The organism is Pseudomonas sp. TYF_14, from assembly GCF_043105275.1.
Classification (GTDB): Bacteria; Pseudomonadota; Gammaproteobacteria; order Pseudomonadales; family Pseudomonadaceae; genus Aquipseudomonas; species Aquipseudomonas alloputida.
This window is the reverse complement of record NZ_JBICLK010000024.1, coordinates 52,543-66,800: the sequence shown is the minus strand read 5'-3', so window position 1 is coordinate 66,800 and position 14,258 is coordinate 52,543. Positions and strand designations below refer to the sequence as shown.

Below are 14,258 nucleotides of genomic sequence, written 5' to 3'. Positions count from 1 at the left end.
CAGGCGCTGAAACTCTCCCGGCGAACACCTCCCAGGCGCTGAAAATCCCCCGGCGAACACCTCCCAGGCGCTGAAAACCTCCCGCCAAACACCTACCCGCCAAAGCGCGAATTCCGCCCATTGCCCTATACACACCGCGACACATTGTCAGCTTGACTTTGCCTCTACCCACCCAATTGCTGTAAAGTTGACGCCAAGGTCAGCTTTTCTCAAGCCAGGCCAAGAATCAAAAGAAAGGGCAGGCCCCAACTGCCCAGAGGATCAAGCATGTCCAACCGTGATATTTCCCGGCGCGCCTTCCTGCAAGGCGGCCTGATCGCTGGTGTCGGCGTGACCATGGCGCCACTTGGCAGCCAGGCCTTCGCCGCGTTGATGGAGGAGCGCGTCACCACCTCGCCACAGAAGTGGATGAACCACGACGGCAAGGCGCGTTTCCGTAACGATGCCTTGTCCAAGGTCTGCGGCGACAAAGTGTTCGCCCGCGACATCCGCGCCAAGGACATGCCCGGCTGGCCCACGCAGCAAGGTCATGCGCTGCTGCTCAAGGCGACCAAGGTCGACCGGATTTATGCCGGCCATGACCTCAGCCTGCTCGGCAGCGACCTGCAGCCGGACCGCATCGTCACCGCCGCCGACCTCGAACAGGACGGCATTGCCTGGCCCGAGGCCCATTCGCCCGACCCGCTGCTGCCGCCCGGCAAGGTGCCGATGTTCATCGGCCACCCGGTGGCGATCCTGATCTGGCACGACTTCGAGCGCTTCCGCCAGGCCAAGCGCAAGCTGCAGTTCAATCAGCAGGCGATCCGTTACGGTGCCCAGGCGCCGCTGTACCAGCGCGACCCTTATGGCAGCTTCCGCTTCGTGCGGGTGGGTGGCTCCACGCCGTTCGACGACGATGAGTTCTCCAGCCTGAAGAACTCCATGCTGTTCCCCACCATTCTCAACCGCAAGCCGGTGTGGTCGAAGCAGCCCAACCAGCACGGCGACCTGACCGAGCAGGGGTTGTTCTACGCCAAGCGCATGGCCGAGCAGCTGGACAACCCGCCCGAGGACTGGCTGGTGTTCGACGAGCGCTACAAGACGCCGTCCATCGAACCTGCCGCACTGGAGCCGGACAACGGCAACGGCTGGTATGACCCGGCCACGGGCACGCTGCACTTCGTGGTCGCCACTCAGTGCCCGTTCGAAGTGGCGCAGGAATGCGTGCACATGATCAAACCGTCGCGCTTCGCCTTGAACACGCTGAACATGCACCCGGGCTATACCGTGGGCTATGGCTCAAAAGACAACAATATCTTCGTCTTCTATGCCGCGGTGGCTGCGCTGTACGGCGCCGGCGTGCCGATCCGCCTGGCCAACGACCGCTACGAGCAGTTCCAGAGCGGCATCAAGCGCCATGCCTTCGATATCCGCTACCAGCTGGCGGTGGACAAGAAGGACAACAGCTTCAAGATCTTCCGCGCCGACATGAGCTGCGACGGCGGCGGGCGCATCAACTACAGCCCGTCGGTGGCCGCCGTGGGCGCCACTGCTGCCCAGTCGATCTACTACATGCCACAGAACGACCTGTCGGTAACCGCCTACTACTCCCGTGGCGTCGAGGCCGGCTCCATGCGCGGTTACGGCACCCTGCAGAGCATGGCGGCCACCGAGATGATGGTGGATGAGATCGCTGGCCGCCTGGGCGTCGATGCCATCGACCTGCGCCGCGCCAACGCGCTGAAATCGGGCATGAAGAACACCCAGGGTGCGGTCCCGGCCGGCGCCCTGCGCCTGTACGAGATCCTCGACAAGGCCGCTGTGCACGACTGGTGGCGCAACCGCGATGCACGCAAGCAACAGATGGACGCCAAGGACCCGGACCACTGGTACGGCGTCGGCTTCGCCATCTGCCAGAAGGACTTCGGCACAGGCTCCGAGGCGCCGATGGCCAGTGTCGAGTTCAGCGCCGATGGTCGCATCAGCCTGCGCCACATCGGCACCGAGCTGGGCACTGGCATGTCCACTTCCCAAGCACTGGTGGTCAGCGACTTCCTTGGCCGTTCGGCCGACGAGGTGAAGACCGCGGTCACCGAATGGCCGGAGCTGCAGCTGACCACCAGCGGCAACCCCTACCTGATCAGTCAGCCCGAACAGGACGCCGCGCTGCGCAACCCGCGCTGGGTCGGCAAGCTGGCGTCGCCGTCGTCGGCGACCAACTCGGCATTCTACTTCAGCCATGCCACCCGCGAAGCGGCGCGTGTGCTGTTCAATCATGGGCTGTGGCCGGCGGCCATGGCGATCTGGAGCCAAGGCCCGCACGGCGGCCAGGCCAACCCGCTGGTGGTGCGCCGCGAAAATGCGGTGTGGGTCAACGGTGAGCTGACCGGCAACGGCCTGGCGCCGATTCCGTTTGCCCAGCTGGCGCAGAAGGCCCACGACATGGGGCTGGTCACTGGCGTGAGCGTGCACGGCTTCAACCGCTGGAGCTGGGCCGAGGCCGACTTTGTCATCGATGGCGTGCGCGAGCGCTTCCCGCTCGATGCCATGGCGGTGAAATACGGCGATGGTGCGGTGAATGCCAAGAAGGCGCAGATGGGCAGCCATGGCTATCACCTGCTCGACCGGCAGAATGCGGCCTACCCCGACACCCAGCTGAACAACGCCATGGTCACCTACTACAGCCCGGTGGCGACCATCGTCGAGGTCAAGGTCAACAAAGGCACCTTGGAGACGCAGGTGCTCAACCACCACAGTTGGGTCGAGTGTGGCCGGGTGCTGGTGCCGGAACTGGTCAAGGGCCAGCTCGAAGGCGGCATCGCCATGGGCATTGGCCATGCACTGACCGAAGAAATGCCGTTGTACGAGGGTGGGCCCGGGGAGGGCGACTGGAACTTCAACCGCTACCGCCTGCCGCATGCGCGCGATGTGGCGGTGTGGCAGCAGACCAGCGAAATCCTCCCGCCGCTGTCACCGACCGACCCCTCCAAGGGCATCGCCGAAGTGGTGATGATCCCGGTCGTCGGTGCCATCGGCAATGCCGTCGCGCATGCCATCGGCAAGCGCGTGCGCGATCTCCCCATCACCCCAGCCCGTATCAAGGAGGCCCTCAATGGCTAACCGTCCACTGCAACTGACGCTCAATGGTCAACCGGTCGGGCCGGTCGAGGTCCCCGCGGACCTGGCGATGATCGACTACCTGCACGAACACCAGAACCTCACCGGCTCGCGCCTGGGTTGCGGCCAGGGCATCTGCCACGCCTGCGTGGTGATCGTCGACAACCCCGACGGCACCAGCGAAGAAGTGCGCACCTGCATCACCGGTGCGCATTACTTCGAAGGCAAGAAGGTTCGCACCATCGAAGGCCATGCCAAGAAAGACGAGGCCGGCAACCTGACGCTCAACCCGATCCAGCAGAAGTTCGTCGACCTGTTCGCCTTCCAGTGCAGCTACTGCGCACCAGGCTTCGTCAATGCCGCTACCGTGCTGGTGGAAACGGCCCAGCGCCAGCCGTTGAAGAAGAGCGAAGTGGAGGACCGCATCGAGGCCAGCCTCGGTCACCACATCTGCCGCTGCACAGGCTATGTGCGTTACTACGATGCCACCCGCAAGGTGCTCAACGATCTCGGCCTGGTCAAGGAGGGTTGAACATGGGCTTCGTACGTAGCGCCTCGGCGTTGGCCCTCGGGCTGGCTGTCAGCTCGTTTGCCTTGGCGGCCGACGATGCGCAGGTCAAGCGCGGTGAATACCTGGCCCGCGCGGCCGACTGCATGGCCTGCCACACCGCCGAAGGCGGCGCGCCGTATGCGGGCGGCCTGCCGATCCATTCGCCGTTCGGCACCATTTATGGCAGCAATATCACCTCGGACAAACAGTACGGCATCGGCAACTACAGCGCCGACGAGTTCTTCGCCGCAGTCACCGAGGGCAAGCGCAAGGACGGCGCCAACCTTTATCCTGCGATGCCTTACACCTCGTACCACCTGATCAAGCGTGAAGATTCGGACGCGATCCTCGCCTACCTGATGACCATACCGCCGATCAACCGCCCGGCACCGCAGACCGCGCTGCGCTTCCCGTTCAATGTGCGCATGGGGCTCAGCGGCTGGAACATGCTGTATGGCAAGAGCGTGCAACTGCAGCCGACCGAGGGTAAAAGCCCGGCCTGGCAGCGCGGCCAGTACATGGTCGAGGTCATGGGCCATTGTGGCGAATGCCATACCCCGCGCAACCCGATCGGTGCGCTGCAGCAGGACCAACGCCTGAGCGGCGGCCTGCTGGGTGGCTACCTGGCGCCAAGCCTGTTGGCCCAGGACCTGGCCGAGCGCGGCTGGACCCAGCCGGACCTGACCACCTTCCTCAAGCACGGCATCAGCGCCCAGGGCAGCATGTTCAACGAGATGTTCCCGGTGGTGCACCACAGCACCCAGCACCTGGAAGATGCAGACCTTGCGGCCATGGCCACCTACCTGCTGGGCGACCAGCCGCCGCCGGCCAAGGCTATCGAGTCCGTTGCCCTGGAGCAGATGAGCGACAGTGCCAAGCGGGGCCACCAGCAGTACCTAAATGTCTGCGCCGGCTGCCATGGGGTTGACGGTGAGGGCAAGCCGCACATCGCCGTGGCCATGCGCGGCAACACCGTGCTGCGTCAGGCCGACTCGCGCAATCTGGTCAAGGTGGTCCTCGAGGGCATCCGTGAACAGCAGTTCACCGGCTTCGAGCGCATGCAGCCGATGCCGGGCTTTGCCGACAAGCTTGATGACCAACAGGTGATAGATATGGTCAACTACTTGCGCCAGGCCTGGGGTGGATTGCCCGGCGACCTGAACGTACAGCAGCTCGCCGAGCTGAAGGCGGAGTAAAGCGTGCAGCATCTCGATCTACAGGTGATCCGTCAGGCTTTGCAGTGGTCCTGCAACGGCGAGCGGGTATGGTTGTGCACAGTGCTCGCCACCTACGGCTCGGCGCCGCGTGCGCCGGGTTCGCTGCTGGCGGTGAACGCCAGCGGCCAGTGGCTGGGCTCGCTGTCCGGTGGCTGTGTCGAAGACGACTTTCTCGAACGCGTGGCCCTGGGGGAATTCCCGGAGCCGGTTGCCATCGTGCGTTATGGCGACGGCAGCGACCCGCGTTCGCGCGTTCGCCTGCCGTGTGGCGGTGTGCTTGAAGTACTGGTGGAGAACCTGCCGGTTGAATGCGAGGTGCAGGCGCATCTGCGTGAGCTGGAACGTGCGCTGCAGGGCCAGCGCCGGGTACTGCGTGAGGTGAGCCTGCCTATGGGTACCCGCCAGCTGTTCGATGACCATAGTCAGGGGCCACGGGTGGAACGGGAAAATGCCCGGGTGCGCTTGCGTGTCGGCGCCGCCCAGCGGCTGCTGCTGGCCGGTTATTCCAGCGTGGCGCATTTTTGCGTCGAATTCGGCAGGGGCATGGGGTTTGAGGTCATCCTTTGCGAGCCGCGTGATGAAGTACTCGACGGCGTAGTGCTGAATGGCATTGAGGTGCGCCGCGAGCTACCCTCGGAATTCATCGCCAATGGCGGTTGCCATGCCGATACGGCAGTGGTGGCATTGACCCATGATCCAAAAATCGATGACCTGGCCATGCTTGAAGCCGTGCGGACCGAAGCGTTCTACATCGGCGTGATGGGCTCCAAGGCCACCTCCGACAAGCGTCGCGAACGCTTGCAGCGAATTGGTGGCCTGGGTTGCGACGAGCTGGCGCGCATCCATGCGCCGATTGGCCTGAACCTGGGCAGCAAGACCCCGGCCGAGATCGCCCTGGCGGTACTGGCCGATATCCTTCGTGTGCGCAATGGCATCGAGCGGGCGGCGCTGTGAGCGTGGTTGCGTTGGTATTGGCGGCAGGCAGCAGTGTGCGCTTCGGCTCTGACAAGCGCCGTTCGCTGCTGGCTGACGGTCGAAGCTTGCTGGTGCACAGCGTAGAGAGCGCCTGCGCAGTGTTCGATGATGTGCGGGTGGTGTTGCGTGAAGGGGAGCGAGGTGTAGACCTGGGGTTGCCAGCGCGGTGCAGGGTGGTCTCCAGTCCGGATTTCACATTGGGCATGGGCCATAGCCTGGCGGCCGGTGCCGCTTCGCTGGCTGACAGCGAAGCGCAGGCAGTAGCGATTCTGTTGGGTGATATGCCCTGGGTGGAGCCCGCGACCCTGGATTTGCTTGCACGCGAGGCCAGTGGGTCAACGATAGTCCTGCCTTGTCATGCTGGACGACAGGGCCATCCGGTGTTGTTCGGGCGCGATTTCTGGCCGGCGCTTGCCCGGTTGAAGGGTGATGAAGGGGCGCGTTCGGTGCTGAAGGCCCATGCGGACCGTTGCGTCCGGCTGGATGTCGAGGATGCCGGCGTGCTGCAGGATGTCGATAGGCCGGATGCGGTGCGCCCTTGAATGCGTTCTTCAGAGGCTATTCATCTTCTTCGTCAGTGAGTTCATAGGGTTCGAGTTCGCCCAGTTGGGAAAGCAGCACCAGATGCTCCACTGTCTTCAGCTTCTCAAGACGCTCGAGGCTGTCTGGGCCTCCCAGCATCAAGGCGGGGACAAAGCCGTACATCTCGTCTGGGCCCAGGGTGCCGAGCCGTTCCCTGGCAGGTTCGAACAGGTCGTCGAAGTAGACGCACTCGGTCATCAGCCACATGAGCAAACCGTGGATCCTGCTGTCCCGTTCTTCGTCGCCTGAGCTGTGAGCGCCATCGAGGTAACGGGAATGGTAGGCCGCAATGGTCAGCACCGAACCGGTTTTCTCACCCCATAGGTACAGGTCGCCAAAAGCGCTGCGGGCGATGAGGTGATAAGTGTCGCTTGCTTCGAAGTGCGTACCTGCCAACCAAGAGGCCACTACACCCTGGTATTCCTGAGGATTTACCAGCCAGAACAAGCCGCCGCCGTAGCCGCACCAGCCGTGGTCTTGCCAGTATTCAAGGAGGCGATTGGGGAGTTTGCCTTGGTAATGATCGACAGCCGCAGGGGGTACGGGTTGCTGGCCGATGGGGTCGCCGAAGGTTTCCAGGAAAATGCTGAAGATGACATCCATTCGTTTAGGTCCTTTTGTGTGCTCAGAAGTCAGAGAAGCTGTAGGGTTCGAGTTCGGTGATTTGAGACAGCAAAATCAAATGCTCTATTGCTTTAAGTTTTTCTAGGTTTTTGAGGTCGGGGCGCCCTCCCAGCATCAATGCAGGAACAAAGGCATACATCTCATCTTCTTTCAAAATGCCCAGCTTTTTCTTCGCGGGCTCAAAAAAGTTTTCAAAATCGTTGTGTTCTTTTTTTCTTGATAGAAAGAAGCTTTGGACCTCTCTGGTTGCTTCGGTTTCAGTGAGTGTGCAGTTGTCACCTGTGTAACGGGACAGAAGACTTGTGATTTTTACTGAAAAGCCACTGTTTTCTCCCCAAAGATACAGGTCGCCGAAAGCGCTTCTGGCAATCAAGTGGTAAGTGTCCCGGTTTTCAAGGAGGGTACCCTCGGTCCAGGATGAGACAACGCCCTCATACTCCTGTGGATTAACCAGCCAGAATATACCTTCGCCAAAACCACACCATCCATGCTCTTTCCAGTATGCAAGTAACAACTCTGGAAGTTTTCCGTTATAGCGATCAATACTGGAGGGGGGCACCTCTCGACGCGAAAAAGGCGCGCCTATATTGTCAAGGAATATGGAGAATACCTCATCCATTTGCGATGCCTCTTGTCGTTAGCACTTATGAAGTCTTACATTCATGTAAGTCGAGTGGATGCCGAATTTCGGCGATTTTTCCGCAGCCTCTTTGATGCTGGCTAGTCTGTTTCGCCATTGCCTTCGGGTACGCCTGAGCCTGATCCTCGACAGCGCCTTCGTGATCATCTGGGCGCTGGCCGCGGCGTGGATGCTGCTTGACCTGCGCCAGCAGATGATGTTCTCCCTCGACCAGCGCCTGGCGGCGTCGGCGCGTATGGTCGCCGGGCTGATCGACCAGTTGCCGCAGCCGCTGACCGCCAAGGGCGGGGAGGCGCATTTTTCCGCCGACCAGTTCAGCGTACCGGATGGCATGGCCTGTCAGGTCAGCTCGCTGCGTGGCGAGATCCTCGCCAGCAACCACAAGCACGATGGCGTCATGGACGCCGGGACGAAGCCGTGCATCTCATCCGCCGCTTTTTCCCGGCCAATACTGTGTTTAGAAGTCAGAAAAGCTATAGGGTTCGAGGGTGGAGATCTGTGCAAGTAGTATTAAGTGCTCGACAGCTTTGACTTTTTCTAGGTGGGCAAGATCGCAGGGGCCACCGAATGCCAAGGCTGGAACGAAGCCATACATCTCATCATGATTGAGTTTGCCTAATTTGTTATATGCAGGATCGAATAAATCGCCAAAGTCGCTGGACTCCCGTTCGATCAATAGAAAGAAGCCTTGCACCTCCTTGTCAATGTTGCCTGCATCAAGTTCATTCACTCTGCCGCAGTATTGTGAAGTGTGGGCTACGATGTCTAATGAAAAACCGGAATTTTCTCCGTACAGATAGAGATCACCAAAGGCGCCCCGAGCGATGACGTGATAGGTATCTCGCCCTTCGAGCGCAGTGCCTTCTATGAATGAGGCGGCTACGCCCTCGTAGTCTTGCGGATTGACCGTCCAGAATATTCCATCACCATATCCGCACCATCCGTGCTCGGTCCAGTATTCCAACAGTTTCTTCGGCAATTTACCGCTGTAGCGCTCTATGCTAGAAGGAGGCACCTCCTGCCTGAAAATCGGCTCGCCCATCTCTTCTATGAAGAGGGAGAAAAATTCGTCCATTGTCGCGCTCCTCATCCGCCGATACGCGGCAAGCCCTCGACGAAGAACTCGGCGATGGAAGCCAGCCCCAGCGCGCCAAGGATCCAGCCGCTGACCTTGAGGCCCATGACCGCGCCTGCACCAGCGAGCGGAATGGTTCCGGCGCCGCCGGCGAATGCGCCTACCGTCGCGCCAAGCAGGCCACCGGTAATGGTGCTGCCGACGACGATCATTGCCATCTGCTGCACGACCCTCAGCAGTTCGTCGATGATGCTGTTGATGTCGAGGTCGGCGAAGCGCTGGCGTAGCATGTGCGCCGCCTGCCATTCAGCGTGGTAGAAGGCTGTGCGGACAGCTTCGATCCGGCGCAGGTTGAGGCCCAGTGAGGCGACCTCTTCATTGAGGCTGGTGCGGAACTGGCCACCGCTTGGGTAGCCCACCATGGCGATGACACGTGACTCGATCTCGTGCCAGGAGGGCACGAGGTAATCCAGGTACATGAGGTGTCTCCCTGACAACGTGTGCAGGGGGAAATCCCATCATGGATTCGGATCAGAGGTTTCTGGGTCGGTTGTAGGAAAATGCGACTTCGTTTCTGTTGTGTTCGAGAAGCTCGGGAATTGGGGTTGAGGCTGCGATGGGCAGGGTGGCGACCCGCGCGGCGCTCGATCTCCCCCAAACCCTCCCCAAAAGGTCCATAATCCCCCCTTAATCCGCCCAAGGTGCAATAACAGCCACACCACACCGGGAGCCCCACCATGCACGTTCTGCTCTGCGAGGACGACGACCTGATCGCCGCCGGCATCTGCGCCGGCCTCACCGCCCAGGGCTTGACCGTGGACCGTGTGGGCAACGCCGCCGATGCGCGGGCAATGCTGCAGGCCGCGCAGTTCGACGTGATGATCCTCGACCTCGGCCTGCCCGACGAAGATGGCCTCAAGCTGCTGCGCCGCCTGCGCGAAAAAGGCGAGACCCTGCCGGTACTGGTGCTCACCGCCCGCGATGCCGTCACCGATCGTGTCGATGGCTTGCAGGCCGGTGCCGACGATTACCTGCTCAAGCCCTTCGATCTGCGCGAGCTTGCCGCACGCCTGCATACCTTGCTGCGGCGGGTGGCCGGGCGGGCGGTGAACGTGATCGAGCACGGCCCGCTGCGCTATGACCCGAGTAGCTGCGAGGCGACCCTGGCCGGCCAGCATGTCGACCTGTCCCGCCGTGAGCAGGCCCTGCTCCAGGCGCTGCTGCAGAACCCCGGGCGCGTACTGTCCAGCGAGCAACTGAAAGACTGCGTGTATGGTTTCAGCGACGAAGTCGAGAGCAACGCCCTGAACGTGCACATCCACCACCTGCGGCGCAAGCTGGGTAACGGCATTGTCGAGACCGTGCGTGGCCTGGGCTACCGGCTGGGCCCGGCGCAGGCACCGCAAGAGGCCGCATCATGAGCCTGCGGGTACGCCTGAGCCTGATCCTCGGCAGTGCCTTCGTGATCATCTGGGCACTGGCCGCCGCGTGGATGCTGCGAGACCTGCGCCAGCAGATGATGTTCTCCCTCGACCAGCGCCTGGTGGCGTCGGCGCGTATGGTCGCCGGGCTGATCGACCAACTGCCGCAGCCGCTGACCGCCAAGGGCGGGGAGGCGCATTTTTCTGCCGACCAGTTCAGCGTACCGGATGGCATGGCCTGCCAGGTCAGCTCGCTGCGTGGCGAGATCCTCGCCAGCAACCACAAGCACGATGGCGCCATGGACGACGAGCGCAGCGGGTTTCGTGACCAGACCATCGACGATGCGCTTTGGCGCACCTTTACCTACAACCACGGCGATGTGCGCATCACCACGGCTGACCGGCACATGGAGCGCGAGGCGCTGAACCAGTCGATTCTGCTGGCGGCATCGGCGCCGGTACTGATGGCCCTGCTCGGCAGCCTGGGGCTGTTGTGGATCGGCCTTGGCAAGGGCCTGGAGCCGCTCAACCGCATGCGTGATGCGTTGCGCCGCAGGCGTGCGGACAGTGTCGAGCCGCTGCAGGTGGCGGGCATGCCCAGCGAGTTGCAGCCGTTGCTGGAGACCCAGAACCAGCTGTTCCTGCGCATTGCCCAGACCCTCGAGCGTGAGCGGCGCCTGACCGACGATGCCGCGCATGAACTGCGCAGCCCGCTGACCGCGATCAAGACCCACCTGCAGGTGGCGCGCATGACCGACGGTGCCGTGCGCGAGCAGGCGCTGGAGCATGCCGAGCAGGGCACCGACCGCATGCACCGCACGCTTGAGCAGTTGCTGATGCTGGCGCGGGTGGAAGGCAGCCTGTCGTTCGAGGATGGCGTGCAGTGCAGCGCCGAGCAGGTGGCCCGTCAGGCGGTGCAGGATGCCGGCGGCGGCGACAACCGGCGTATCCTGTTGCGTTTGCCAGAGGAGGCGACGCAAATTTACCTGGGGATGCCGGCACCGTTGGCGGTGGCAGCGCTGCGCAACCTGCTGGACAATGCCTTGCGTCATGGCGGCGATGAAGCCGTGGAGTTGGAGGTGCAGATGGCGGACGGCCAGGTGGGCTTCATGGTGCGTGACCATGGGCCAGGCATTGCTGAGGCGGACCTGGAGCACCTGACCGAGCGCTTCTGGCGCAATGGGCAGAGTGGTGGTTGCGGTTTGGGGCTGGCGATTGTGCAGGCGATCGTGCAGCGGTGTGCCGGTAGCCTGCGCTTTGACAGCCGTAGTGACGGCTTGCGGGTCTTGTTGCAGGTACCGGCGCGTTCTGGGCATTGATGTTTATCGCCTGTGCCGGCCCTTTCGCGGGTGAACCCGCTCCTACGGGCGGGTTTACCCGCGAAAGGGCCGGCACAGACAAAAATAAAATCGCGTAACAACCGCTAAATCCTCCCCCCACTCAAGCGTTTCCAAAGCGATAACCGCCCATCCGCTTGCTCGCGAGGATTTACCCATGTCCACCGCTTCCAGCCTTGCCCGGGTTGTACCGGCCAGCGTGCCGCAACCCTTGTACGAATTCACCGATTCGCCTTTGCTGCAACGCCAGCAACAGCAGGAATCCAACGCCCGCAGCTACCCGCGGCGTATCCCGCTGGCGCTCAGGCGTGCCCGTGGCATCCACGTCGAAGACGTCGAAGGCCGCCAGTTCATCGACTGCCTGGCCGGTGCCGGCACCCTGGCCCTGGGCCACAACCACCCGGTGGTGGTCGAGGCGATCCAGCGGGTGCTGGCTGACGAGTTGCCGCTGCACACCTTGGACCTGACCACCCCGGTCAAGGACCGCTTCGTCCAGGACCTGTTCGGCATCCTGCCCGAGGCGCTGCGCCGCGAGGCCAAGGTGCAGTTCTGTGGCCCGACCGGCACTGATGCAGTCGAGGCTGCGCTCAAGCTGGTGCGCACCGCCACCGGCCGCAGCACCGTGCTGGCCTTCCAGGGCGCCTACCATGGCATGAGCCAAGGCGCGCTGAGCCTGATGGGCAGCCATGGGCCGAAACAGCCACTGGGGGCCTTGCTCGGCAACGGCGTGCAGTTCATGCCTTACCCGTACGACTACCGCTGCCCGTTCGGCCTGGGCGGTGAGGCCGGGGTCAAGGCCAACCTGCATTACCTGGAAAACCTGCTGCTCGATCCGGAAAGCGGCGTGCCGCTGCCCGCCGCCGTGATCCTCGAAGTGGTGCAGGGTGAGGGCGGGGTGGTTCCGGCCGACATCGAATGGCTCAAGGGCGTGCGGCGCATTACCGAGCAGGCGGGCGTGGCGTTGATCGTCGACGAGATCCAGAGCGGCTTCGCCCGTACCGGGCGCATGTTTGCCTTCGAGCACGCCGGTATCGTGCCTGATGTGGTCACCTTGTCCAAAGCCATCGGTGGCAGCCTGCCGCTGGCGGTAGTGGTCTATCGCGACTGGCTGGACACCTGGAAGCCAGGTGCGCATGCCGGTACCTTCCGCGGCAACCAGATGGCCATGGCCGCGGGCTCGGCGGTGATCAACTACCTGGTCGAGCATCGCCTGGCCGAGCATGCCGAGGCCATGGGGCAGCGGTTGCGTGGGCATTTGCAGCGCCTGCAGCGGGACTATCCGCAGTTGGGTGATATCCGTGGCCGTGGCTTGATGCTGGGTGTGGAACTGGTCGACCCACAAGGCCAGCCGGATGCGCTGGGCCACCCACCGGCTAATCGCGACTTGGCGCCGAAGGTGCAGCGCGAGTGCCTCAAGCGCGGGCTGATCCTGGAGTTGGGTGGGCGGCATGGGGCGGTGGTGCGTTTCCTGCCGCCGTTGATCATCAGTGCCGAGCAGATCGACGAGGTTGCCCAGCGCTTCAGCGCTGCAGTCGCCGCCGCCGTAGGCAGCGTTTGACGCCGCGCTGCATGCCACTGTTTGACGCGGTCGGCCTGCAAGGCTGGCCGCCAACCCAAGCGTGTCGACGGTCTCTACGGAGCCTGGCGACAAGGAGAGCGAAACATGAGTGTACTTGCCGGGATCAAGGCGCGGCCATTGATGCCCGAACGGGGCGCTTTACCGCTGCTGATCGAAGCGCCCGAACCGGGGCTTGGCTTGCTGGACGTCTTTGACGAACTCAAGGCTATCGTCGATGGCCACCTCGACCAGTGCGGCGGGGTACTGCTGCGTGGTTTCGACGTGGGCGGAGTCACGGCCTTTCGCGAATTCGCCCAGGCCTTCGGCCACCCGCTGCTCAACTACGAGTTCGGCTCGACGCCGCGCAGCAATGTTACCCAAGGGGTCTACACCTCCACGGAGTACCCCGCGCACCAGAGCATCCCGCTGCACAACGAGCAGGCCTACAGCCTCGACTGGCCGATGCGGATTTGGTTCTACAGTGTGATCGCCGCTCAGACTGGCGGTGAAACGCCAATTGCCGACAGCCGTGAAGTGTTCCGGCGCATGCCGGCCGACATACGCGAGCGCTTTGCCAGCAAGCGCCTGATGTATGTGCGCAACTACGGCAATGGCCTTGATGTGAGTTGGGAGCAGGTGTTCAACACCGAGGACCGCAGCGTAGTGGAGGCCTATTGCCGCGCGCACCACATCGACTGGGAATGGAAGGACGACGGTGAGCTGCGCACGCGCCAGGTCTGCCAGGCCGTGGCCACGCACCCCTGGACGGGGGATCAGGTATGGTTCAATCAGGCCCACCTGTTCCATGTCTCCAACCTACCGGCCGAGGTGCGCGAAAGCCTGCTGGAAATCGTCGACGAGGAAGACTTGCCGCGCAACGTCTACTACGGCGACGGCACACCGATCGAGAACGAAGTGCTCGAACGCATTCGCGCTGTGCTGGACGATTGCGCGATCAGTTTCCCCTGGCAGGAAAACGACGTGCTGATGCTCGACAACATGCTCGCGGCGCACGCCCGGGCACCGTTCACCGGGCCACGCAAAGTGGTCGTGGCCATGGCTCAGGGGCACCGCGAAGCGGCGCTTTGAGGCCACTGTGGCGAGTGCTTGCGGCTTGCCGCAGGCGCTCGCCAGCGCAGCGTCCGGGCATGGCGCTGCCGCGTTAAATTCGCCCTCCCTCCGC

At 62.8% G+C, this 14,258-nt stretch carries 12 protein-coding genes and 2 pseudogenes; 10 read left to right on the top strand and 4 right to left on the bottom strand.

Features of this window, described 5'->3' with window-relative positions; genetic code table 11:
- Nucleotides 1-267 precede the first annotated feature (267 nt).
- The 5 genes from ACF8O8_RS06820 to ACF8O8_RS06800 are packed head-to-tail and all read left to right on the top strand — an operon-like array spanning nucleotide 268 to nucleotide 6,380.
- On the top strand, nucleotides 268-3,099 hold the full coding sequence (locus ACF8O8_RS06820; protein ID WP_392509422.1) for a xanthine dehydrogenase family protein molybdopterin-binding subunit: 2,832 nt from the start codon (nucleotides 268-270) through the stop codon (nucleotides 3,097-3,099).
- Nucleotides 3,092-3,628 (top strand): (2Fe-2S)-binding protein, encoded by a 537-nt coding sequence (locus ACF8O8_RS06815; RefSeq protein ID WP_003254265.1) that lies wholly within the window; start codon nucleotides 3,092-3,094, stop codon nucleotides 3,626-3,628. The genes ACF8O8_RS06820 and ACF8O8_RS06815 overlap by 8 nt, the downstream gene beginning before the upstream one ends.
- A gap of 2 nt (nucleotides 3,629-3,630) precedes the next feature.
- A complete protein-coding gene (locus ACF8O8_RS06810; RefSeq protein ID WP_392509421.1) occupies nucleotides 3,631-4,842 on the top strand; it encodes a c-type cytochrome in 1,212 nt (403 codons plus the stop codon).
- Nucleotides 4,843-4,845: 3 nt separating this feature from the next.
- Nucleotides 4,846-5,817, top strand: a complete 972-nt coding sequence (locus ACF8O8_RS06805) for an XdhC family protein (RefSeq protein ID WP_392509420.1) — start codon at nucleotides 4,846-4,848, stop codon at nucleotides 5,815-5,817.
- Nucleotides 5,814-6,380, top strand: a complete 567-nt coding sequence (locus ACF8O8_RS06800; protein WP_392509419.1) for an NTP transferase domain-containing protein — start codon at nucleotides 5,814-5,816, stop codon at nucleotides 6,378-6,380. Before ACF8O8_RS06805 ends, ACF8O8_RS06800 begins: the two co-directional genes overlap by 4 nt.
- A gap of 16 nt (nucleotides 6,381-6,396) precedes the next feature.
- On the opposite strand, the gene ACF8O8_RS06795 is transcribed toward ACF8O8_RS06800, so the two are convergent.
- Complete coding sequence (locus ACF8O8_RS06795) at nucleotides 6,397-7,023, bottom strand: GAD-like domain-containing protein (protein ID WP_392509418.1); 627 nt, start codon at nucleotides 7,021-7,023, stop codon at nucleotides 6,397-6,399.
- 22 nt (nucleotides 7,024-7,045) lie between these two features.
- Entirely contained in the window at nucleotides 7,046-7,663 is a 618-nt protein-coding gene (locus tag ACF8O8_RS06790) for a GAD-like domain-containing protein (protein WP_392509417.1), read from the bottom strand.
- A 94-nt stretch (nucleotides 7,664-7,757) separates the two neighbouring features.
- Between ACF8O8_RS06790 and ACF8O8_RS06785 the strand changes: the two are divergent.
- Nucleotides 7,758-8,087: pseudogene (locus tag ACF8O8_RS06785) on the top strand (two-component sensor histidine kinase); the annotation flags it as partial.
- Nucleotides 8,088-8,141: 54 nt separating this feature from the next.
- Here ACF8O8_RS06785 and ACF8O8_RS06780 read toward each other — a convergent pair.
- Entirely contained in the window at nucleotides 8,142-8,759 is a 618-nt protein-coding gene (locus tag ACF8O8_RS06780) for a GAD-like domain-containing protein (RefSeq protein ID WP_049588209.1), read from the bottom strand.
- 17 nt (nucleotides 8,760-8,776) lie between these two features.
- Nucleotides 8,777-9,238: pseudogene (locus ACF8O8_RS06775) on the bottom strand (DUF6861 domain-containing protein); the annotation flags it as partial.
- Nucleotides 9,239-9,496: 258 nt separating this feature from the next.
- Between ACF8O8_RS06775 and ACF8O8_RS06770 the strand changes: the two are divergent.
- From ACF8O8_RS06770 to ACF8O8_RS06755, 4 genes are all read left to right on the top strand, one after another.
- Nucleotides 9,497-10,180, top strand: coding sequence for a response regulator transcription factor (locus ACF8O8_RS06770; RefSeq protein WP_020193358.1), 684 nt, complete (start codon nucleotides 9,497-9,499; stop codon nucleotides 10,178-10,180).
- Nucleotides 10,177-11,499: an ATP-binding protein gene (locus tag ACF8O8_RS06765; protein ID WP_274146721.1), complete on the top strand. Its 1,323-nt coding sequence runs from the start codon at nucleotides 10,177-10,179 to the stop codon at nucleotides 11,497-11,499. The genes ACF8O8_RS06770 and ACF8O8_RS06765 overlap by 4 nt, the downstream gene beginning before the upstream one ends.
- A gap of 175 nt (nucleotides 11,500-11,674) precedes the next feature.
- Complete coding sequence (locus ACF8O8_RS06760; protein WP_014590246.1) at nucleotides 11,675-13,075, top strand: aspartate aminotransferase family protein; 1,401 nt, start codon at nucleotides 11,675-11,677, stop codon at nucleotides 13,073-13,075.
- Between the two features lie 105 nt (nucleotides 13,076-13,180).
- The gene (locus tag ACF8O8_RS06755; protein WP_010954977.1) at nucleotides 13,181-14,164 is read left to right on the top strand and encodes a TauD/TfdA family dioxygenase; all 984 of its coding nucleotides are present in this window, start codon (nucleotides 13,181-13,183) and stop codon (nucleotides 14,162-14,164) included.
- Nucleotides 14,165-14,258 lie beyond the last annotated feature (94 nt).